Source organism: Enterococcus sp. AAFC-DPL-6103 (assembly GCF_058216595.1).
Genome location: NZ_CM177102.1, coordinates 2170103 through 2192030, shown reverse-complemented (window position 1 = coordinate 2192030; position 21928 = coordinate 2170103). Strand labels below are relative to the sequence as shown.

Genomic DNA, 21928 nt, shown 5'->3' with positions numbered 1-21928 from the left:
ATTTTGGAAGGTAAAACAGCAATCAATATTGGGCTGCATTTTAATAAACAGGTGATTGATTTGCGTATCCCAAATCGAGTAACATTGGCGCGCTTGGCTACTTTGCTGCAAGAAGCCTTGGCAATTATGAATGTAACTCTGCCGGATAACTTCTCTTTAGAACTAATCAATAAGCCAATCAGGATCAATCAACAGCTGCCGCTTGCGAACTATCCGATTAGTGATGGCGATCAATTACTTGTAAGAACGAAAGAAGGAAAATAATGGAACGAAATGACGGGTCAACAACGATAGAACAAGTATTAAATCAAGAAACACTAACCACGCGTCTGACTGCAAATCAGTTTAAGGGAAAGATGATCACACAGTATCAATCACTTCTTGAACAAACGGAGGATTGCTTACAAGGAATGATCCTTCAACATACTGAAGAAGAGTTAGTCATTGAGTATGGAATTCCTAAATTTGGCGAAACGGTAGAAAAGCTGGCTGAACGATCAAATGAGCTGGAGCGGTTAGAGCTAGCACAAAAAATGCGGTTCTTGCTGAAGCAACACCAACGGTTGACTAACCCTTTTATTCATCCACAAAACTTATTTATCGTTGGGGATACGGTTCGGCTAGCGCATCGAGGACTGTTGGAAATCATCGCGCCATTTCAACCGACTGAGGAACTGTTTTTTAAACAATATAAAGCACTGGTCTGCTTTATTTTACAGCCGAAGCTTGATTTTTCAGGATTAGTAGATGGCCTGGGTGCTGTGAAGCATGCTTTGGTAGAAAAAATATACATTGCAGCGATACCGGAGGAGATCGATCAGCACCTTTCAGAATCGATTACAATTTTGCGTGAAAAAAATCGACGTGAGAAAAAGCTGGTCAAAAAGCAGCATTATTGTCTATTTAAGTGGGGAAGCATCGGTATGCTGCTGGTTGCGATTGGTTTAGGGATCAGTCTATCTTTTTATGCAGGACGGGTAGTTCCCTTGCAAGAGCGGGTGATCGAGGCTGAATCAAAATTTATTTTCAATGATTATTCCGGTGCTACGACAGAATTAAAGCAGGATGAGGCAGAAAAGTTACCGACCTCAGCACAATATATTTTAGCGGTTAGCTACATTCAATTAGACAGTTTGACCAATGAACAGAAGGAAGCTGTTTTAAATACGATTTCTCAAAAATCCAGTGAGAATACCTTACTTTTTTGGATTTATCTTGGTCGGGGAGATTTTGAAAAGGCCTTAAGCTTAGCTAAAAACATTGGGGACAATCAATATGTTCTTCATGCCTATACCAAACTTTATGATGCCACAAAGGCCAACACGCGAATGGATGGCGAGAAAAAGCAGGAGCTGTTAAAGGAATATGAAGAACAAATCAATAACTATGTGAAGCTGCTAGGAGGACAAGCAAATGATGACCAAGCTCAATAATCAACCTTGCCCTTCAATCGACGATCAAATCATAGAAAAAGCCGACATTCTTTTTGATGTTTTTCTCTTTGATGAGAAATTCGACCATATTGAACTATCAGAAGGGCAAACGGTTCTCTTTCACGGATCGGTAATCAACTGCGTGAATGGGGAACTCTTCTTTAAAAATTCTCTTGAGCCTGAAAAAGAAGTTGTCGTACTGCCACATAATGAGCTGAATGTATTTAACACCACTCTGCCAAAAGAAAAATGGTTGCTCTCAAAAAGACCAGGTTCGGAAATTTGTTTAATGAGTGAAGCCATTAGTGTCCTTTCTATTAAAGAAGAAATGAAAGACTTGAATTTAACAATAGAAGCAAATGGTGAGAAAGTCTATTGGAATGATAGACGAGTAGAGCAGGTAGATACGACTTTTCATGTTGGTGATCGAGCGATTATCAGCGGCGCTATGATCGAACGGCGGGAAAAGCAACTTAAGATCACTTGTATAAAACAGAATATTCAATTGGATTTCCACAAGGTGATGCCAGAAGCAGAAAAAAATGAATATCCATCCAGCTTTCCCGACTTCCGCCGTAGTCCGCGTATTCATCTAAAGCCACCGAAAAAGGAGCAAACGGTGACACCGCCAAGCACGAAAACAGCTGAAGGGAAAAGTGAGATTCTGCGATCAATCGTTCCGCCGTTAGGGATGGTTGTTCTAAGTGGCGCCTCCAGCGTATTGAGTGGAGGAAATCCGGTCATGATGCTCAGTATGGGTGGGGCAAGTTTATTAACTGCCGGTTTTTCAGTTTCTAGCTATTTTACAAATAAAAAAGAAACAAAGCGAAAAAATAAGCTGCGTGATGAAACATATCAGCGTTACATGATTCAACAGAAAAAAGAATTAGAACAGCTATCTGTTGAGCAACGCACGGCTTTAGACTATCAAAACCCTGGGATGGAGAACTTGGCTCAGATGACGAAGGAATACCATCCACGAATCTACGAACGAACAGTGATGAATGCAGATTTTCTTCAGTTTCGTTTAGGAACTGGAGAAATTCCCACTAGTTTCAAAGTAGAGTTTCGTAAGAATGAGAATGAACCCGATCCGTTAGCTGAATTTGCCGAAGAAAAAGTTGTCCGACCGCATCAACTATTAAAGGATGCGCCGATTACTACCACCTTACTTGATCAGACGCTTGGTTTAGCTGGTACACCGGAGAATATTCATTCTGCAGTTCAGACGATTCTATTCCAGATATCAGTCTTTCATTCGTATCGTGACGTTCAATTCATTGCTTTACTTGGAGAAGAGGATTACGAAAAAAAATGGCATGACTGGCGCTGGCTGCCTCATTTTCAATTACAAGAATTGAATTTAAGAGGCTTGATTCATAATGCCCAAAGTCGAGATATGGGCTTGAACTCCTTTTATCAATTGATTTCCAAGCGACGGCAACAGTTAAAAGAATCCGAGAAGAATGAAAAAATTCAATTCTCGCCTCATTATGTGCTGACAATTTTAGACGAGAGCTGGTTGTCTGGTCATGGCTTGAACGAATATTTAGCTGAAGACATGAGTCAATATGGCGTCACTGTTATTTGGGGGAAAGAAACCGCGAACATGCTGCCGGAAACAACGACGACATTGATCGAGTATCAAAGCAGCGAATCGGCTACTTTAGTCAATGAAAAGCATGTCTATGTGAATCAATTTTTCCGACCAGTCCATTTGCCAAAGGAATTTACTGTTTCAGAAGCGATCCAACGATTGGCGAATTTGAATCACGTGGAAGTTGAAAAAAATGCGATTCCTGAATCCATTGATTTTTTAGGAATGTATGAAGTTAAACGAACCGAGGAGCTACAGATTCCCAAACGTTGGCAAAAAGCCAATACCTCAAAATCTTTAGCCGTACCATTAGGGTTACGTGGTAAAGACGACATTGTCTCATTGAATTTGCATGAACGAGCACATGGTCCGCACGGTTTGGTTGCCGGAACGACTGGTTCTGGGAAATCTGAAATCGTCCAGAGCTATATTTTGTCTTTGGCAGTTAACTTCGCACCGGAAGACGTCGGCTTCTTACCGATTGACTTTAAGGGTGGTGGAATGGCGAACTTATTTGCCAAATTGCCGCATTTATTAGGCTCCATTACCAATCTGGATGGAGCAAGCTCAGCCCGTGCATTGCAAAGTATCCGTGCAGAGCTCCAAAAGCGCCAACGAAAATTTGGCGAGTTTGGCGTCAATCATATTAATGGCTACACCAAGCTTTATAAGCAAGGAAAAGAGATTACTGATCCCATTGAAAAGAGAAAATATCCAAGTGATCCCTTACCGCATCTGTTCTTAATCAGTGACGAGTTTGCGGAGTTGAAAGCCAATGAACCAGATTTCATGGCCGAGTTGGTGTCGACAGCGCGGATTGGTCGTTCGTTGGGGGTTCATTTGATTTTAGCGACACAAAAACCGAACGGTGTCGTGGACGATCAGATCTGGTCAAATTCTCGTTTTAAATTAGCGTTAAAGGTCGCTGATCCCGCTGATTCAAATGAAATCATCAAAACACCAGATGCGGCAAGTATTACTCAACCAGGACGGGCGTATCTGCAAGTCGGAAACAATGAAATTTATGAATTATTCCAGTCTGCCTGGAGCGGAGCAACCTATGATCCAAACGCAATGCATGAGGAAAAAATTGATGAACGAATCTGGTGGATCAACAACTTAGGTCAATACGAGCTGTTGACGATGGATCTTTCGGAGGACGAAGTCGCAGTCGTTAAAACGGAAGAGGAGCAAACCCAGTTGGACGCAGTTGTCGAAGCCATTGCAGAATATGTAGAAAAGTCAAAAGCCGTTTTACCTGACAAGCCTTGGTTGCCACCATTAGAAGAAGTCATCGATACACCAGTGATCGATTTAGCAGAATGGAAGAAGGAGCGCCGCTTGGCTGTACCGTTAGGTCTGATGGATACCCCGACGCGACAAGAGCAAGTGAATTTTGATTTTGACTTGGAAACTTTTAGCCATACCGCGATTTATGGGTCGCCAGGTTTTGGTAAATCCACCCTGCTGCAGACCTTATTGATGAATTTAGCACGACAAAATACGCCTGAGCAGGTTCAATTCAACCTCTTTGATTTCGGAACTAATGGGTTACTACCATTAAAGGATCTACCACACGTAGTGGATCATGTTCGTTTGGAGGAAGAAGAAAAGCTCTTAAAATTCTTGAAACAGATTCGTACCGAGATTCAACGAAGAAAAGAAGCCTTTACTGACTACGGGGTTGCCAGTCTGTCGCAGTATGAAAAGAAAGCAGGCGTATCATTACCTGTCATCGTCACAGTTGTCGATGGTTTTGATGCGATCAAAGAATGTCCTTTAGAAGAATCGATTGAATCAATCTTGAATCAATTATTACGAGAAGGTGCCAGCCTAGGCCTTTACGCAGTGATGGCAGTCTTACGAACCAACAGTTTCAAGATGAGCATGTCGAGTAATATTCCTTCACATATTGGTTTGTTCCTAGTTGAAGAAGGAGCGATCCGTGATGTCGTTGGCCGCGAGGCGTTGATTCCGCAAGAAATTATTGGCCGCGCACAAATCAAGCTAGAAATGCCACAAGAAATACAAATCTACTTACCAGCAAAAGGTGAAAATGACATTGATCGTCTAAACCATCTAGAAGCTGAGATTGTAGAACTTGATCAAGCATGGCAAGGCGATCGACCAACAAAGATTCCAATGCTATCAAACGTTATCAGCATGGAAGAATTCTATGCAAACAAAGAAACGCAGTCCATGCTAAATCAGCAGAAGCTGCCGATCGCTCTCGACAAGGAAACCACTGCAGTCATCGGATTCGATCCGCATGAACACGGGTACTTTGTCATTGGAGATGATACTTCGCAACAGACCGAATCCATCGAACGAGTCATTATGGAAAACTTCAAACGAATGGCCGGGCAAGTACAACGTGTCATCTTTAATAGCGGAGATCGTTTCGAAGGCTATTCAGATAGTGCCAATATGCTCGTTTCTGAAGGTGATTATAGTACCTTTACCAATGATTTGATCAGTGAAATCAACGAACGGGAAGCCAGTGGTATTCATGAACCGATGTTTGTCTACATCCCGGATGTCCAGGCCTTTAGCGATAAGTCCTTTATTACCAGTGAGAACTTCACCCGCTATCTGAAGAAAGGACCAAAGGTTGGCATCTATTTCATCCTGCAAGGAAACCAAAAGCAAATCGAAAACAGCTTCGACGATGTAAATAAAATTCTGCGGGCTAATATTCCAGCTGGGATGGCAGGGACTCGCTTAATCGATCAAAGCTTCGTCAATGTGAAGAGTAGTTACAATGAGCCGACCGTTGAGCTGGATGAAAGCCACTTCTTTGTGGGGAGAAATGCTTGTCGGGTGAAATTGGTTAGTGAGTGAAAATAAAACAAAAACAGGGAGATAAATTATGGGGAAAGATTTAACAAGTTTATTTGATTCAAACGAGGAAGAGATTGTCACTGATCTATTTTCGATCAAAGATAATGTATTGCATTTTGATCGTATCTCTATTCAATTAAGTAATATTTCAAGAATCTATACAGGGAATAGAAAACTAAGTCTACCTATCCCAGTAATCGTTGTGTTTGTCATTTCTCTATTAGTGGTAAGTTTACAACCAGTGGTTGGTTTAGTAGGGATGGCATTTTCAGGCTTTTATCTGTATATGATTTTTCAAAAGTACAGCAATAACAAACAATTTCTGATAATCAATCTTAACTCTGGCTACAATTACTTAATCAACTTTAAAGATGGTGAGTTTATGGAACAGGTCAGAATGGTTCTGGAGAAGTCCTTCAGTAAAAACACCTCTGCAACAGTAAATATTGCAGAACAAAAGATTTTTAATGGAGATCATCATGAGAACATTGCTCATGGAGACTACGCGAATTTCAATATGGGTATTCAAAAGGATAATGATATCCATTCGCACAATTCTAATAGCTATAATGCCAATGACAACAGCACTTCGACAACTATAGGTGATATCAGAGACAGTACGATTAATTCTTCAACCTTTGGAAACAAAAATCAGCAACAAGTTAAGAGTAATAATGAAGTTGATTGGGAGCTTGTTAAAAAAGAATTACAAACAGTCATTTCACAAATAAAAATTGACTCCCCAGTAAAAGAAGCTAGTGAGAAGGCTTTAGTCGCTGCTGAACGTCAGGATAAAGTAGCTTTTGAAACTGTCATCAAAGAAAACAAATCAATCTTTCGTTCAGAGTTATTTATCAATACAGCAAGTGGTGTGTTAGCTCAGATTGTTTCGGTTGTTCTAGGGATAGCATAAAAATTGTTAAGGAGGTAAGAAGATGAGTGATGATGAGGCAAAACAGCGAAAAAGAATGCAGGCAGCGCAGAAAAGACAACAAGCACAACGTTTAAAAGGTGAACGGACTATTGCTCAAGGAAAGAAAGCAGAGTTAGAAAAAAAGATTGAACAGTTGGAAAAAGCCAAACAAAAAGTAACAACAGCGTTATCTAGCTTATCAAACTTTCGTTCGAGTTTATCAACTTTAAAGGATTCGGGAGGCGGCTCATTCAAAGGAAATCGCAAGGATAAATATATTGAGGAGTTAGAAAATGCAACTAGCAAGTTAAAAAAATATAAAGCATCTCATAAGGAGAATAAAACAAAAATTGAAGAAAAGCTAAAAAATTTAAAAGAAGATCAACAACGGGTAAGTATGACGATTGGTACGCTAGATATTCGGATCAGTTCGTTGGAATCAGCCGCTACACAATTAGAAAGCTAAATGAGGTGAAAACAGATGGTAAGGATCGGTTTAGGAAATTCATGGGGACAAAGAGTCAATAAGGCTGGTTCAGCAGTCAGTGATCTAGGTAAAGTAAAAACAATTCAATTTTCCAAAACAAACTTAGCACCATTTAAGCAATTTGAAGAGCTCATATCAGATGTAAATAGCTCATTAAGTAAATTTAAAAGCTTTAGTAAGCAAGATACTGCGAAAATGCTTCAAGTTGGGGAGAAAATCAAAGACGAAGACAAGAGCAGTGCAAGAAATATGTATATTTCCAGAGGAGTTTGATGTGCTTATGAGAGAATTATGGAATGAAACGCTAACCACAGAATATCTTGGAGAACCAGAAGTTGAAGTTTCTGACTTATTAATTACAGTGGGCAACCTGCTAGGAAACCAACCGGTATTGTTAAAGAATATTTATCAGTCTTATCTAAGAAAAGAACCCATGTTTACCCATAAACCGATGATAGGTTCTGCTTTACACCTTGAATTTAACTATGAGAAAGAACAAGTAGAGCTAAAAAAGTTGGAGCAGTCAGCTATATTGACTTTTCGCCAGTTTCAAAAATATATGGGGTTAATTGATCTGCTGTTTAGTAAAATTTATCCTATTGGTACTGTGGTTGAATTGGATGAGACGCTTTTATCAGATGAGATTCAACAGATGTTTTCAAGTTCTGAATTAGGGTTGTTGGTCAGCATCCACGGAAGAAGACTTCTCAGCGAACAAGGACAGGAGTATATCGATTACATTGGAACAATCTGGCCATTTGGAATTTTAGAGGATGTTGAACCACTGTTTTTCAATAATTTTCTGATAAAGCGTGTCGTTTCAGAAGGTATGACAAATGAAAGAGAAGAAAATTTTGCAGAGATAGTTTTAAGAAAACAATTGTTAGAACGTGGGGCACTATCTTCTTTTTATACAAGAGAAGCAAAACTAACATCCGATGGGGGGATTATTGTTGGTAAAGATTGATATGGTGGAGGTAATCAAGGCAAAGGAGTCTATTGCATCTTCTAAAATTACACTACAGGGAAAAATTGAGACGGCTAAAAGTTCGTTAAAGGGTGTTGTATCAAGCGGAGAACTTTCTGGGAAAACAAAAACAGCTATCAATGCAGAAATATCGAATTATCAGATTCCGTTATTAGATGGTTACTATAATGCTGTTTCTCAATTAAGTAGTGAATTTGATAGTTTAATTTCCTCATTTAAATCAAATGTAAAAGAGGGCAGTGATAGCGCGATAATTGATACAGACGTCTTAACTCAAATGATCGAAAAAATTTCTCCTAAAGAAGAAGGAATAGAAAAGATTGATAAAGAATTTACAGATGCATATTCTTATGCATCGGGGATAGTTGCTTTATCTACGGTTAGCTCAAGTGAATTTAGTAGCGGGTTGAAAAAAGCTAAAAAAGTATTATCAGATACAAATACTGCAATGGGTAACTTTAAAGGAAAGAAGAGTTCTATTGCCGATGGACTTTCACGTCAAAATTCTCAGTTGGGCAAGTTATCCGGGACATTAGGGATGAGCTATACTTCGTCGAAAGCTCTGAAGATTTATCAAGATAAGGACTTTAAGAATAAAGTTAGTAAAGAGCATAAGGATGTCAAGAAGTTTGAGAAAGAGCAATTTAAAAGAGATCATCCCGTATTGGCTGCGATGAATGGGAACATGACAGCTGCTGATTTAGATCGAATTGATAAAAAGATTAATAGTTTATCTTTAACTTTTGTCAAAGATGGGAATAAGTATGCTAAATATGGTAAGAGGATATATATAGGGAGAAGGTTATCTAAATTATCTGATGGAACTTTAATTGTAAAAGGCTCTAAAAAATTTACAAAAAAATTAGATAAATTAACAGGAATTGATGATTGGGTAAAGGATGGAAAAAATTTTTCAAGACTTTCATCAAGTGGAGGGCTTAAAAAATTAACAAAATCTGGAAAGGCAGCTTTAAAAGAAATTCAACTCTTTGATGAAGCATCAATTTTTAAGTCAGCAAGTGGTAGAATTAAAGAAATCACAAAATCCAATTTAAAAGCGGCTGGAAAGGTAACTGCAAAAACAGCTATTAAAAAAGCATCATTTGGTGTTACAGGTATTTTAGATGACATTAAAGGATTAAAAAATGCAAAAGGTATTGGAAAAGTGATGCCTGGACTGAACTTGATAGCGGGTGCTATAGAAGTTGGACAAGGGGTTAGCAAAAGCGAAAAACAAGCAAGAAAAGAAGGGCTAAAAGGAAACCAAATTACTGCAAGTAAAGTGGGTGGTGTAGCGGTAGATGCTCTGAAAGTTGGTGCGACTACAGCGGCTGTTGGAACAGCTACAGCTATTGCAGCTAGTGTTGGTGCGCCAGTTTTGGCTATTGCTGGTGCGGGTGTAATAACTTCCATAGTAGCAGATAAGATGATAGAAAAAATCGGAGTAGACAAGAAATTGAAAAGTGGTGTTAATTCGTTAATAAAGGGGGCTTCAAAGTGATTCGAATGAAAATAATATTAGAAAATTTCGTTACAAATAGATATAAGCCTTTTTCAAAACGACCGTTTTCTATTAAATCATTTACAATGGGAATTTTTGGATTTGTATTTTTGCTTTGTTTTGTTTTGCTGTGTATATGGTCTGCTGGAGCAGGTAAAGTGATTAATAATTATTTGAAATCATTAAGGGCTCCACTGGCAATTATGATTGTATTTAACATTTTTGGTTTGATAATTTTTAATATAACTAAACTTAAAAAATATGCTGTAGTAATATCTTATATCAGCGGTATTCTTTTCTTATTATCAACGGTAGCTTTTTCTGCCTGTTTAACAAGAGAGCCAACTAAGTACAATACTAATGCAGGCATTTTAATTTTTCTAGTTTGGATAATTGGGGTACTTGCTCATATAGCAGTAGTAAGTATTTCTTTGAAGAGAGGATCGATGAAATTTCGTGATAAGTATGGGGACTATTATACTAATGTTGTTTCAGGATTTGCGATAGTCTGTATGTTTTTTTATTCATATTCAGACAAAGAATTCTTTCTTTTATTAGGTGTTTCTATGATTGTTGGTGGTCTATTGATCGTCCTCACCTTCAACTTCCCCAGAATCCTCCCATACTGGCGAAAAGATGAACCGAAGAAAGATGTATCTGTATATGGCAATACAACTAAAATGATGAAAAGAGGAAAATCAAAATGATGGATGTCGTCTCATTAGAAATGAATAATCTTGTGTACACAGAGGTCAAAACAGTTCCAGATAATTTTTTAGGATTGGTTTTTGAGTCTGAAGAGTTACTGTTTGAGGATGGCTATTACAAAAATGGTCCAACAATGATCGAAGTAAAGCCTACAGAATTTGAGCAAGAGGAACAGACGTACAAATTCTATATTCCAGTGAATGAACCTGTAGAAAATGGCAGTTCACAGCTGATAGAGGAGTTAAAGTTTGAGCAGATGGTCCGTGAACGTGTTCCATTCGATGATGGAATTGATGTTGCTTTAGAGTCGATGAAATCAGTGCTTCAGGAGAATGAAGTGAAGTATGAAGACAAGTTGATCATGGTTATGACTCCGGTTTATGGTGAATACTGGGTTGATTTAATGATTCCTGTGACAGAGTAGGTGGAAAAAATGAAAAGAACGATAGGATATAATCAAACACTTCAATTTGAAAATGTCGTCAGTCGATATTATATAACAAGTTCAGAGGAAACAGGTCAATGCTTTGAAGATGCCTTGCAAACTATTTTTGATGCAGGTTATTCGTTAGCGGAAAACTTTTTCTATTCAACCAATTCGGATATTCGAGATGAGGAGGAGTTACTGATTCAAGTTCTTCTTCCTGTGAATGAACCAAACCAAAACAATTTGCCAGAAGAGTATCGGTTTCAAACCTATTTTCAAGTGAATAATTTGCTTGCTACAAGAGTGAAGGGCGATAGTTCAAAAAGGTTTTCGGAAGCTTTGGGGGAATTACTCGGCTATGTAGTGGAAGCTAAACTTGAAGTAACATCGCCAATTTTTTATTGCCCACAGGTTGTGAATGAAGTCGTTTATACAGATTTGATGATTAGTGTTCGTGAAAGCAAATAAGAGAAACGAAATGATATGGCTCTGTGTCATTAACTTAGAAATACTAATTCGTCTTATGGTGCGCACTTATCTATCTATCGCCAAAACTCAATTCTATATTGATGAGGCCTGGTGAATATAAAGTGAAATTTTTTTGGAAAGAATTATTTGATTGAGAATAAAGAGTAAAAGGGGGTGAGTTACACTTCCCCAGAAGTATCGACTATTTTCTAGGATAAAGTGTTTAAAAACATATAGGTAAAGAACATAAGAAGGCAAAAGAGCTTGAAAAAGAAAAAACAAGCAACCACCTGCCTTGGATTTAATGGTTACTTACTCGGTTTGTATTACACTCTCGAATTAATTTCTTTTCCTATGTGCCCCTATTTTTTACATCGAAACTTACACCGAAAACTTTTATATCATATGATTTTAAATGATAAATCTGTGACTAATTATCAATCTTTTTTTTGATATGATAATGATTCTTCCATCTTTTCCATTCATTTACCCTACCCCATTGTTATATGACCGTGTCTCAAGAGGAACTTTTAGAAAGCATAGGCTAACTAGGGGCTCCTTTTTCTTTTGTTTTTTTGGAATCCGCTTAAGTGAAATGTATCTGAAATGGAAATAACGTGATTTTTTACTGTAACATCAAGCTTTTAGTTGTCTCAGATGCCATGTAGCCAAAAATAGTTTATTGAGAAAATAGGAGAGTATTCGATACTAACTAGTAGGAAAAATAAGACGAAAAGTAAATGGAATCATTTCAGGTAATCTGAAATAAAAAATATACAGCCCTGTGGCACTTTACCTATGGGACTATATATTTTTTTACTCTCAGCGTTTTTGACTCCATGTCTGATTCCGTTTTATTGATTTTAAATGTTATTCAATGATTATTTAACAGATTAAATTTCATGTTTTTGTTTTCGTATGACTCAGTTTGATACCTAGTGATTTGAGTCTATATCGAACAAGGGAATAATTCAAAAAAATGATTTAGAACATCAAAATAACAAAAAGAGGACTAACTGTATTGGTCCACTTTTTTGACCAATCTAATATATTCATAGGAGCAAAGTTTTTGATTAAATGGTAAGTTTTTCCTTGTTTGTTTTCGATTTTATAAATTATCTCCTGAAAAATCTTAAAATAGAATCACTCTAGGAGAGAATTTAGGAGGGCTTAATAAAATTTTTATTGTGATTGATATTCTTTCCACCAATCTTCTTTTTGATACTCAAGTAAACGTAACTTACCATCAAAAAGCAATTGGAATACACGTGAAGATTGACCTTATTCATTAAATAAGTAGTTTTTGCTTCGGGACTCAGTAGTCCTTTACCCTTTAATCAATGACTTTTTATGAGTCGATTCTTGTATTATTTTCATAACGACAACTAGTTCTCACTGATTATCCTTTACATAGATACTGTAACATCGTGTCTTTGATAATAAAATTTCTCGAATACTGAGTAGAAGTATTCGAGAAATAAAAATATTTTATTTATTTTTATTGCATCGAACATTGAGAAAGTAATTAAAAGAGCTTTTTGTTGGCTTAGGCTATATGAGTTGATTTTTTTTAATGTAATACTTCAAAACAACTACGACTGGTCAAATCTAACAGGAAAAGCCTCGATTTTACTTAAACCAAGAGCGCAGTTGCTGAACTAATTGCTTGTTTTCTTGATTCAAGTAGGTAAAATCAGACTTCGTATCTGGCAAAATGCCGTTTGGATAAGAAGCTGGATTTTGATTACCGTTGGCTGTACTTTGTATATAGCCAATGGAATAATTGATGAGCCATGGAATGTTATTATGACGAGTGGTTAAGTATTTGGCTGCGTTTAAAGTGGTTAGTCCAGCTGTTTGTTGTCCAAATACTTTAACCTTGTGATTATTTTTTAGGGCGATTAATACATTTTCTGCAGCACTTGCCGTTTTGTGATTGACAACTACGGCGACTTTTTTGTTTAAACTTTTTGGTGTGGGATTAAATGTCAGATGATTGAACCCATTCCATGTACTACCAGAAATCCCACCTAGTAAGAGGGTGTTTTTCAAAATTAAAGGATAGTGATTTTTCCACTTATCAACTTCATCGAACAATTGCCCATCTGGTATCAGTGAGCGTACACCAAGAATCATAGGTTCCCTAGATCCGCCAGTGTTATTTGTTAAATCCAGTACAATATTTTTCTCCGCAGTTTCAATCAGTTTTGATAAGGTATTGACATAATTTTTTATAAACACATTATGATTGCTGTAGATTGATGGAATAGTGATCACAGAAAATTCCAGAAAATCATGTCTACTGGGTAGGATTTCTACTGTGGGTTGTTGAGCTGCTGTATTGAGCGCCATAGCAAAATTATGATGATTTGCTAGTTGTACGGCATAGTTTACTTGTTCAATAGTAGGTATATTTTTCTTTGACCGAATAGTTTGAGTAACTTTCTGCCAAGAACCACGATCTTCGATAATACCTTGCGTATGCAAAAGTGTGAAAGCTTCATAATCGCGTACATCACTTTTGGATAAGTAGAAAGGAAGTAAGAAAAACATACCTATTAAGAAAAAGGAAAAGAAGTTTAAAAATAACTGATCAAATAATCTTTTCATACAATCACCTTAAGTAAAAGAGATCCAACTAGGAATTGGTCGGCGGTTTCACTAGTTGAATCTCTCTCATTTTTTTACTTCCAAAAATAACCAATGAGGAAGTGAAGGAATAACATACCAGCAACGACAAAAAGAATCCAAAAGAAACTGGGCAAGAGGTTTAATTGTCCATTTTTCTTTTCATAAGAATCACGAGTCGTTCCGCCAAAAGTGAGGGACCAGAAATCAAATAAATTCATTCGTAATCGCTCCTTCCACGAAGAAAATGGCGCTTAATATTTTTTACATAAATGCTGACCACCACCAATATATCCTATTGTGTTTGACCCAGAAGGGCAAGCTCCTTGTACCGGAAATGTCGTACCTCCAAGAGCCATTTCCCAATCACTCGGTTTTGGTCCAGTAGGGGTGAATCCTTGGTAACCACGCCCTAAAATTTTGTTTAAGTTCTGTTGACTTAATTTTTTCACATTTTTCATAGAAAGTCACCTCCTTCAATAAGTAAACGCTAACATATTTTTGAGAAAAAAGGTAAGAGTATCTTGAAAGGCATATTTCTGATCTTGAAGGAGCGATGAAGAGAGAAGCATGTGTGGTAACAGTGACATGAGGAAGATACAAATGTAAATAGCATCATTGTAGTCACGCTATAAATATTTTTCGAATCTGATTATTTTTTCAAGTGATTGTAGTAATAGTTATAGTTCGTTATAATAACTTTTAAATATTAAATTAAAGTTATTTTATGAGGGGTTATAAAATGAAAAAAGTGTCGATCATCAGTTTATTGTTTACAACATTATTGTTGACTGCTTGTCAACAAAATAAAGAGGTTAGTTCCATGTCCGCCTCTACCAAAATTAGTCAAGAAACAACGGTAGCTTCTACAGAACATTCAACTGTTACAACGGAAATGAGCACAAGCAAAAGTTCTGTCTCTACAACTTCAAGTAATCAGCAGATGACTATGGAAAGCAATAGTTCTTCAGTTAGAGAAAGTCAAGCGGTGAATGTTTTGTGGAGTAAGGCTAAAGCGCAACAATTAAACACATTTATGGCTAGCTGGGGAGAAACCATGAAACAAAGTTATAAAGAATATGGTCCCGGAAATAACGTTAATTTATATGGTTTACAGCTTCCTGATACAGTTCTTGCTAACACAAATGGCTGGCAAGCGACAGTTAATAATGTGCCAATCACTTTAACTTGGTCGGAAAATGGTGAAGCTGCTAATTATGCGTTAGTAGCGGTCTATTCTGATGCGGAGACGCAAGCATCGTTGGCTAAGCATGTTTATTTCTTTACGATTGATGCAGGTGTTCCTAAGGTCTTGGTGACGAGTCAGAATCAAGGAAATCCTGACAATTATTTATACTTCAAAGAAACTGAGAATCAGCAATTGAAAGATGGATTCACTGAAATTGTAGGAAACATATAAAAAGAGAGTTTAAAATTTTTGACTGAAGAACTAAAAAGGCTTGTTAGTACCTCTAACAAGCCTTTTTTTATGCTCTTTAGAAACATAGATGAAAAAAAGCACCGATCTACCAACAGAAAAATGTTGATTTTTCAACAAAAAAGCGGTAAGTTTATAGCTAGCTAATGTAGAGTTTTCTACAATTTTGAGGAGTGAATCATTTTGATTAATTTAGAAGAAACATTTAGTCAAGCTGGAATTGATTTCGAACTATATGATCATCGCGCGATTTACACAAATGAAGATGCGTTAGTGGTCAAAGCAGAGCAAGGTTTTACCGGCACCGAGACCAAAAGTTTATACTTAAAAGATAAGCAAAAAAATAACTATATTTTTCTGACTTTTACGACGAAAAAGAGTGATTTTAAACGATTAAGTAAGTTGATTGGCAAAAGAGTATCCGTCGTTTCTGCAGAAGTGATGGAAGAGCAGACGGGACAAAAGTCTGGCGCAGTTTCTCCTTTTGGCTACGAAGCACATGTTCCAATGATTATTGACGAAGAATTATTAACACATGAAAAATTAGTATTCGCACCAGGACGTCCAGATCAAACAATGGTGGTGAAAGTAGCAGATTTGGATAGAATAATTGAAACGCTTAATTTGGAAACCTATCTATTACCTGTAGAGGAGTAAAAAATGTCTGAGATTTTAAGAGAAATTGGAATCATTTCCCGTTCGTTATCATATATTAGTAATGTTGAGTTCAAGGAATTAGAGCTAAACAAAGAACAATATCTATACTTAACAAGAATCTATGAGAACCCGGGGATTATCAATGACGCGATAGCAGAGTTAGTCAAACAAGACCGAACAACTGTATCGAAATCTGTTCAAAAACTTGTAAACGCTGGTTTAGTTCGTAAAGAAATCGATGCTGAGAATAAAAAAATTCGTCGATTATATACGACTGAAAAAGCAGAAGCACTTTATGACTATTTAAAGCGTGAAGAAGCTTATTCGGAAAAGGCTGCATTGCTTGGACTTTCCGTAAAAGAAAAAGAAACCTTGTTAAATTTATTGAAAAAGGTTAGCAAAAATGTCGATGAAGAGTGGCTGTTTGTAAAAAACGGCAATAGACGAATCTATTAGGTTTTTCTAACAATAAAAAGCCAAACAGAAGTATATTCTGTTTGGCTTTTTGTCTGTAATACTTGTTGGAGACAGGGACAAAACAGTTTAAAAGACATATTTTGTTGAAGACCACTTAATCAAAACGCTTAGTTTAGTGAATTATCTTATATGTTTACTAAAAATAAAGTCTATGCTATCATGCTTTGTGAAAACGCTTTATTTAGTTGTGTCACAATTGGATTATAGACAGGTGCTGAAGGCAAGCTATCTAGGAGGTATCAGATGAAAAAAGGGAAGATGATTCAGTGGGTATTTTTTGTGGGAACTATCATTGCTATCGGTATGTTTCAGAGTGTAACAGTAAGAGCAACGGAAATTTTTGAAACTGATTTTAGTCAAGAAAAGGGGAATTGGTTAGATATCAAAGGGACTTCTAAGACTAGTCTTCGTGAGAATCAATTAGTTATTAGTAATACAACACAAGGATCTTCGATTGAATCTGTGAGTGTGTTACAAGATGCACCGTTAAAGAAAACTGGAGAAGTTGAGATGACTTTTCTTTATGAAGGACAAAAAAACTTTGGGGTGATTTTTAGAGGAAGTGAGACTGATTCAACGACTTGGCAGTCCTTTGCTTACAATGGAGATGGAGATTGGCAGCTAGGACAACCGGGTGGAAAGTGGATCACCACAATTAAAGGTTCACCGTTGGTCAAGGGAAAAACATATCGTTTGTTGGTACGCTATGAAGGGAAAAAAATTGTTACTTATTTAAATGGGCATTTGTTATATGAAAATCAAGAAGTCAACTATCCTAATGGTAATGGAAGTATTGATGGAGAATGGCAAGGCAAAATTGGACTTCGTCTTTTTGGTGATCGGATAACGTTGAAGGTAGTGGCGCTAAAAAATGGGGAGATTGGTTCGATTCCTTTAGATCCAGAAGAATCAAATGATCCAACTGAGGCAGAAGCCAAAGAGTTGCAACAAAAATGGAAAACGAATCTTGTTGGTGATTTTGAAAAAAATCCTGAATTATTAAATGATCCAGATATTATTGCGTATACGCAAAAGCTTTCAAAACAAGCCAATGAATTATATGGGAAACTAAATAAAGAATCCAATCGCACGTATTTGTGGGAAAAGATTGCATCAGACACAGCCTCTGCAGATATAACAACCCAATTTGCGAATCTTTCTGTTTTGGCTCGAGCTTATGGAACAAAAGGAACGACCCTTTATCGAGATCAACAGGCAAGAACGGACATTGTTGAGGCACTTGATTTTATGATAGATGTTCGAAAATACGATGGTAAAAAATATCATGGTAACTGGTGGGATTGGCAGATTGGTGTGCCACAAAAATTTATTGATATTCTGATGATTATGAAAGACGAGCTGACAACGGAGCAATTGTCAAAATACACGCAAGTCATTTCGCTGTATGTTCCAGATCCTTATAAACAATTGTACGGTAAGCCACAAGGAACCTTTGTTGATTTGCATTTTATTCCCAATTTCCAAACGACAGGAGCGAATCGCACGGATTTAGCGTTAACGGTCATGGGGTTGGGTATTTTACAAAAAAGTGGAGATAAATTAAGTGTTTCCGGCGAAAGTATCAAAGAAGTTTTTGCACTTGTGACAAAAGGAGACGGATTCTATAAAGATGGTTCGTTTATTCAACATGGTGATATTCCATACACGGGTTCATATGGAAATGTTTTGGTGAAAGGAACAAGCAAGATTTTAGGAATTTTAGCCAATTCCAAATGGAATTTACCTAAAGAAGTAACAGATTCTTTTGTGACCAATGTGAATAACGCCTTTATTCCATTAATCGAGAAGGGCGAAATGATGCCAATGGTGAATGGTCGTTCCATTTCGCGAGCAACTTCGACAAAAACAACTGGTTTTGGTTCACCAACAATGTATAATTTATTGCTAGTATCAGAATTTGCAGACCCGTCAGCAAACAGTCAGTTAAAAGAAAGTGTCAAATATTGGTTGAAGGAGAATCCAGCTTATTACTATACCAATGCACGTGATTTCAAAGATTTATTGTTAACGAAACAGGTGATGAGTGATGAAACGATTCTTGGAAAAGAAAAACCGTTTCTAGGAAGTAAATTGTATGGTGCAATGGATCGCTATGTTTATGCTAGTGGTGATTTTAGTGTGGGACTTAGCATGTACTCGAACCGAATTTCTTCATTCGAGGCAGGTAACAAAGAGAACAAACGTGGCTGGCATACATCCGATGGTATGTTGTATGTATTCAATCAAGATCAGCAATACGGGGAAGGTTATTGGCCGACGGTTGATCCATACCGATTGCCTGGCACGACAGTTGATACAGTCAAATTAGCAGATGAAGTGAGCTCATTTACGACAGTGCGTTCTTCAGAAAAACAAGTAGGTGGTGCAACAGACGGAAAAAATGCTGCTATTGGCATGGCGCTAAACAAAGAGGGAACGAAAAATAACGGTATGGTTTTACCAATGGATCTTAAAGCGCAGAAATCTTGGTTTGTATTTGATGGCCAAATTGTTGCATTAGGCTCAGGTATTCAAGGAACGACATCAGCTTCGATTGAAACAGTGATTGAAAACCGAATGCTTGATTCCAACAGTACGTACCAGTTGATGACAAATCAAGGTGAGGTTTCCAGTAATGGCGAACAAACCATGCAAGCAAATGACTGGCTCCTCTTGTCATCTTCACAAAAAAATCAGAGTATTGGATATTACTTCCCTCAAGAAGAAACAATTACTTTAGTTAAGGAACAGCGTACTGGAAAATACAGCGATATCAATGAAGGTTTCCCGAACAATCAAGTGTATACCGAAAACTATCAAAAAGTTTTACTTAACCATGGTCAAAAACCAATTGATGAAAAGTATGCGTATATTCTTTTGCCAAATGCAACAACGCAAAGTCTTGAAGATTATGCAAAACAAAATCGAATCGAAATTTTATCCAACAAAAAGGAAAATCAAAGTGTCAAAGATACAGTCACTGGAATAACAGCAGCAAATCTTTGGGTAGCCAATCAAACAGTGGCAGGTATTACAGTGGATCAACCAGCCTCAGTTTTGGTGAAAGAGGAATCAAATCAGGCGAAAGTAACAGTCGCTAATCCTTTACAAACGAATGCAACACTGACGCTGAATTTTTCAAAAGCAGTGAAAACAGTTATTCATGCAGATGAAAATATAACAATCAGTGAAGATGGAAGAAGTGCACAAGTTCAAACGGCAGGTATGACAGGTGAATCTAGTCAGTTGGAAGTTGAGTGGGAATAAAAGGTTACGGCGCAAAACATTCAGCTTCGACAAAATAGCGAGCAAGCATTCAAAATAGTTCTTCATATGTTGAAATGAAAAGCTATAGGGAGGAGTTGTTTTGGGACGAAGATAAAGTCGTGAAAGAAATGCCCAGCTCCAATAAATAAGAATGCATTTTCAGAAATTACTTCTCAAATTTTTGTGGCATTTAGACTTGTTTTGAATGGTGAACACTGTAAATGAAAGTTGAAAAAAAGAAGGACGAGCTGGTTTGTACTCGTTCTTCTTTTTCTGTGTAAAATTAGAAGTTTAAACAAACGTCTAAAATGTTTTACTGAATTTTCACTAAACTATTTGAAAAAATAGGTGAATCAATGGTATAGTTCTACTAGAATGAAATGAAAGCGCTTTGTTAGGAGAGAGTAGGAATGCGAAAAGCTGTGATTCAAAGTAAAATAACGACAACAGAACAAAAAAATATTCTAAAAATCATTGTTGGAAATATTTTTTTAGGATTTGCTTACGCAAATTGGATGAAACCGAATAATATTATCAATGGTGGGGTAACGAGTGTGGCGATGATTTTAGAAAAAATCTCGCAAATACCAATTTTTTATTTAACTTCTGGTGTAACAGTCTTATTATTGATTTTTTGTTGGTTCTTTCTAGGAAAAGGGAATTTTCTCAAATCAATTGTTAGCAGTATTTGCTATAACCTGTTCTTTACGATGTTTTATCTACTTAAACTCAATGTGCAAATCAATTTGGTCGTTGATTTTCTTTTTGCCTGTGTTTTTATCGCGATTGGGTATTATTGCTGTATTTCTGCGAATGCTTCTACGGTAGGAATGGATGTCATTGCTTTAGCAATCAATAAAAAACATCCAGAATTTAGTATTGCCAGAGGAATCCGTTACATAAATGTGATGGTACTAGCTTTGGGATTTTTGACTTATGGGGTAAAATCAGTAGTGATAGGTATTTTGTTCAGTTTACTGAACTCGTATATTTTAGATTTTTTATTAAAACGAAGGATTGAAGAATGAGGTGCTAACATGGCAACAATTAAAGACATTGCAGATTTAGCAAGTGTTTCTAAGACAACTGTTTCTCGAGTATTGAATTTTGATCAAACGTTATCAGTGAGTGATGAGACAAAAAAACGAATTTTTGAAGCGGCAGAGAAACTAGAATATACCAAATATAAACGGAACCGCGTCATTGATAAAGGAAAAATCGCGATCGTTCAATGGATGACGGAAAAAGATGAGCTCGATGATGTATATTATCTTTCGCTAAGAATGAGTGCTGAAAAGAAGATTTTGGATGAAGGTTATGAGATTGTGCGCTATTTTTATAACGATACACGTATATTTGATGAAGAGGTAATTGGGATTATTTCGATTGGCGAATGTACACCAGAGCAGCAACAATCATTAATTGATTTTACAGATAACCTAGTTTTTGTTGGAATGGATATTCTTTCAACAAAATATGATTCTGTGTCCCTAGATTTTGATCAGGCTGTGAATAGTGTGATTGACTTTTTCTGTGCGCGCGGTCATAAGAATATTGGATTTATCGGTGGCTTGGACTACGGTAAAACATTGCCTAACCATCCTGTTGGAAAAGACAAACGAACCATTGCTTTTGAAAAATACACAAGTTTCCGTGACGTCTACCGAGAGGAAAATGTATTCCAAAGTGGTTTTGATGTCGAAAGTGGTTATGAGATGATGAAACAAGCAATCGCTACGTTAGGGCAACATTTGCCAACCGCATTTTTTATTGCAAATGATCCTTTAGCGGTTGGTGCACTAAGAGCGTTGCTGGAAGCAGGAATCAAGGTACCTGAAAGAGTATCGTTAATTGGGTTCAATGATACGAGTGTTGCTAAACATATTTTTCCAACGTTGAGTTCAGTGAGAATACATACAGAACTGATGGGCGAAGCAAGTGTGGAGTTACTGTTGGAGAAATTAGAAACTGGAAGACAAGTGGCTAAAAAATTAATTATTGCGACGGAACTCAGTCTGCGTGGGAGCACAGGCGATTAAATCCGACTAGTGGTTGATGATTGTTTCGCTGTCTATTTGAAAAAGAGGGGATGACAAGT

The 21928-nt window shown here is 37.0% G+C and carries 20 protein-coding genes; 17 read left to right on the top strand and 3 right to left on the bottom strand.

Annotated features, from left to right (window positions below):
• The first annotated feature begins 3 nt into the window (after window positions 1–3).
• From AC4BC3_RS10405 to AC4BC3_RS10355, 11 genes are read left to right on the top strand one after another with little or no spacing between them, the layout of a single operon-like run.
• Window positions 4–264: an EsaB/YukD family protein gene (locus tag AC4BC3_RS10405; RefSeq protein WP_490466455.1), complete on the top strand. Its 261-nt coding sequence runs from the start codon at window positions 4–6 to the stop codon at window positions 262–264.
• Complete coding sequence (gene essB / locus AC4BC3_RS10400) at window positions 264–1433, top strand: type VII secretion protein EssB (protein WP_490466454.1); 1170 nt, start codon at window positions 264–266, stop codon at window positions 1431–1433. Before AC4BC3_RS10405 ends, essB begins: the two co-directional genes overlap by 1 nt.
• Window positions 1414–5871, top strand: a complete 4458-nt coding sequence (essC, locus tag AC4BC3_RS10395) for a type VII secretion protein EssC (protein WP_490466453.1) — start codon at window positions 1414–1416, stop codon at window positions 5869–5871. Before essB ends, essC begins: the two co-directional genes overlap by 20 nt.
• A gap of 28 nt (window positions 5872–5899) precedes the next feature.
• Window positions 5900–6784 carry a hypothetical protein gene (locus AC4BC3_RS10390; RefSeq protein WP_490466452.1) on the top strand — a complete coding sequence of 295 codons (885 nt, stop codon included), beginning with the start codon at window positions 5900–5902 and terminating at the stop codon, window positions 6782–6784.
• A 22-nt stretch (window positions 6785–6806) separates the two neighbouring features.
• Window positions 6807–7250, top strand: a complete 444-nt coding sequence (locus tag AC4BC3_RS10385) for a YwqH-like family protein (RefSeq protein WP_490466451.1) — start codon at window positions 6807–6809, stop codon at window positions 7248–7250.
• Between the two features lie 15 nt (window positions 7251–7265).
• Entirely contained in the window at window positions 7266–7544 is a 279-nt protein-coding gene (locus tag AC4BC3_RS10380) for a TIGR04197 family type VII secretion effector (protein ID WP_490466450.1), read from the top strand.
• A 7-nt stretch (window positions 7545–7551) separates the two neighbouring features.
• The gene (locus tag AC4BC3_RS10375; RefSeq protein WP_490466449.1) at window positions 7552–8238 is read left to right on the top strand and encodes a DUF4176 domain-containing protein; all 687 of its coding nucleotides are present in this window, start codon (window positions 7552–7554) and stop codon (window positions 8236–8238) included.
• On the top strand, window positions 8225–9760 hold the full coding sequence (locus AC4BC3_RS10370; protein WP_490466448.1) for a T7SS effector LXG polymorphic toxin: 1536 nt from the start codon (window positions 8225–8227) through the stop codon (window positions 9758–9760). The genes AC4BC3_RS10375 and AC4BC3_RS10370 overlap by 14 nt, the downstream gene beginning before the upstream one ends.
• Complete coding sequence (locus tag AC4BC3_RS10365; RefSeq protein WP_490466447.1) at window positions 9757–10467, top strand: hypothetical protein; 711 nt, start codon at window positions 9757–9759, stop codon at window positions 10465–10467. The genes AC4BC3_RS10370 and AC4BC3_RS10365 overlap by 4 nt, the downstream gene beginning before the upstream one ends.
• Entirely contained in the window at window positions 10464–10892 is a 429-nt protein-coding gene (locus AC4BC3_RS10360) for a hypothetical protein (protein ID WP_490466446.1), read from the top strand. The genes AC4BC3_RS10365 and AC4BC3_RS10360 overlap by 4 nt, the downstream gene beginning before the upstream one ends.
• A gap of 9 nt (window positions 10893–10901) precedes the next feature.
• Entirely contained in the window at window positions 10902–11363 is a 462-nt protein-coding gene (locus AC4BC3_RS10355) for a DUF5085 family protein (RefSeq protein ID WP_490466445.1), read from the top strand.
• A gap of 1629 nt (window positions 11364–12992) precedes the next feature.
• Here AC4BC3_RS10355 and AC4BC3_RS10350 read toward each other — a convergent pair.
• The 3 genes from AC4BC3_RS10350 to AC4BC3_RS10340 all read right to left on the bottom strand — a co-directional run bounded on the left by AC4BC3_RS10350 (window position 12993) and on the right by AC4BC3_RS10340 (window position 14452).
• Complete coding sequence (locus tag AC4BC3_RS10350) at window positions 12993–13973, bottom strand: S41 family peptidase (protein ID WP_490466444.1); 981 nt, start codon at window positions 13971–13973, stop codon at window positions 12993–12995.
• Between the two features lie 74 nt (window positions 13974–14047).
• Window positions 14048–14212, bottom strand: coding sequence for a hypothetical protein (locus AC4BC3_RS10345; protein ID WP_206907341.1), 165 nt, complete (start codon window positions 14210–14212; stop codon window positions 14048–14050).
• Between the two features lie 33 nt (window positions 14213–14245).
• Window positions 14246–14452, bottom strand: a complete 207-nt coding sequence (locus AC4BC3_RS10340) for a hypothetical protein (protein ID WP_490466443.1) — start codon at window positions 14450–14452, stop codon at window positions 14246–14248.
• A gap of 281 nt (window positions 14453–14733) precedes the next feature.
• Here AC4BC3_RS10340 and AC4BC3_RS10335 point away from each other — a divergent pair, with 281 nt between their 5' ends.
• The 6 genes from AC4BC3_RS10335 (at window position 14734) to AC4BC3_RS10310 (ending at window position 21869) form a co-directional block, all read left to right on the top strand.
• Window positions 14734–15411, top strand: a complete 678-nt coding sequence (locus AC4BC3_RS10335) for a DUF4767 domain-containing protein (RefSeq protein ID WP_490466442.1) — start codon at window positions 14734–14736, stop codon at window positions 15409–15411.
• A 201-nt stretch (window positions 15412–15612) separates the two neighbouring features.
• On the top strand, window positions 15613–16086 hold the full coding sequence (locus tag AC4BC3_RS10330) for a YbaK/EbsC family protein (RefSeq protein WP_206907338.1): 474 nt from the start codon (window positions 15613–15615) through the stop codon (window positions 16084–16086).
• A 3-nt stretch (window positions 16087–16089) separates the two neighbouring features.
• Entirely contained in the window at window positions 16090–16542 is a 453-nt protein-coding gene (locus AC4BC3_RS10325) for a MarR family winged helix-turn-helix transcriptional regulator (RefSeq protein ID WP_206907336.1), read from the top strand.
• A gap of 264 nt (window positions 16543–16806) precedes the next feature.
• The gene (gene hylB / locus AC4BC3_RS10320) at window positions 16807–19830 is read left to right on the top strand and encodes a hyaluronate lyase HylB (RefSeq protein WP_490466441.1); all 3024 of its coding nucleotides are present in this window, start codon (window positions 16807–16809) and stop codon (window positions 19828–19830) included.
• A 410-nt stretch (window positions 19831–20240) separates the two neighbouring features.
• Window positions 20241–20858: a YitT family protein gene (locus AC4BC3_RS10315; RefSeq protein ID WP_490466440.1), complete on the top strand. Its 618-nt coding sequence runs from the start codon at window positions 20241–20243 to the stop codon at window positions 20856–20858.
• Between the two features lie 9 nt (window positions 20859–20867).
• Window positions 20868–21869, top strand: coding sequence for a LacI family DNA-binding transcriptional regulator (locus AC4BC3_RS10310; protein ID WP_206907330.1), 1002 nt, complete (start codon window positions 20868–20870; stop codon window positions 21867–21869).
• The last annotated feature ends 59 nt before the right edge of the window (window positions 21870–21928 follow it).

Coding starts and splice junctions, on each gene's coding strand:
- essB (WP_490466454.1), top strand. CDS start 264: ATGGAACGAAATGACGGGTCAACAACGATAGAACAAGTATTAAATCAA.
- essC (WP_490466453.1), top strand. CDS start 1,414: ATGATGACCAAGCTCAATAATCAACCTTGCCCTTCAATCGACGATCAA.
- AC4BC3_RS10390 (WP_490466452.1), top strand. CDS start 5,900: ATGGGGAAAGATTTAACAAGTTTATTTGATTCAAACGAGGAAGAGATT.
- AC4BC3_RS10385 (WP_490466451.1), top strand. CDS start 6,807: ATGAGTGATGATGAGGCAAAACAGCGAAAAAGAATGCAGGCAGCGCAG.
- AC4BC3_RS10380 (WP_490466450.1), top strand. CDS start 7,266: ATGGTAAGGATCGGTTTAGGAAATTCATGGGGACAAAGAGTCAATAAG.
- AC4BC3_RS10375 (WP_490466449.1), top strand. CDS start 7,552: ATGAGAGAATTATGGAATGAAACGCTAACCACAGAATATCTTGGAGAA.
- AC4BC3_RS10360 (WP_490466446.1), top strand. CDS start 10,464: ATGATGGATGTCGTCTCATTAGAAATGAATAATCTTGTGTACACAGAG.
- AC4BC3_RS10355 (WP_490466445.1), top strand. CDS start 10,902: ATGAAAAGAACGATAGGATATAATCAAACACTTCAATTTGAAAATGTC.
- AC4BC3_RS10350 (WP_490466444.1), bottom strand. CDS start 13,973: ATGAAAAGATTATTTGATCAGTTATTTTTAAACTTCTTTTCCTTTTTC.
- AC4BC3_RS10345 (WP_206907341.1), bottom strand. CDS start 14,212: ATGAATTTATTTGATTTCTGGTCCCTCACTTTTGGCGGAACGACTCGT.
- AC4BC3_RS10340 (WP_490466443.1), bottom strand. CDS start 14,452: ATGAAAAATGTGAAAAAATTAAGTCAACAGAACTTAAACAAAATTTTA.
- AC4BC3_RS10335 (WP_490466442.1), top strand. CDS start 14,734: ATGAAAAAAGTGTCGATCATCAGTTTATTGTTTACAACATTATTGTTG.
- AC4BC3_RS10325 (WP_206907336.1), top strand. CDS start 16,090: ATGTCTGAGATTTTAAGAGAAATTGGAATCATTTCCCGTTCGTTATCA.
- hylB (WP_490466441.1), top strand. CDS start 16,807: ATGAAAAAAGGGAAGATGATTCAGTGGGTATTTTTTGTGGGAACTATC.
- AC4BC3_RS10315 (WP_490466440.1), top strand. CDS start 20,241: ATGCGAAAAGCTGTGATTCAAAGTAAAATAACGACAACAGAACAAAAA.
- AC4BC3_RS10310 (WP_206907330.1), top strand. CDS start 20,868: ATGGCAACAATTAAAGACATTGCAGATTTAGCAAGTGTTTCTAAGACA.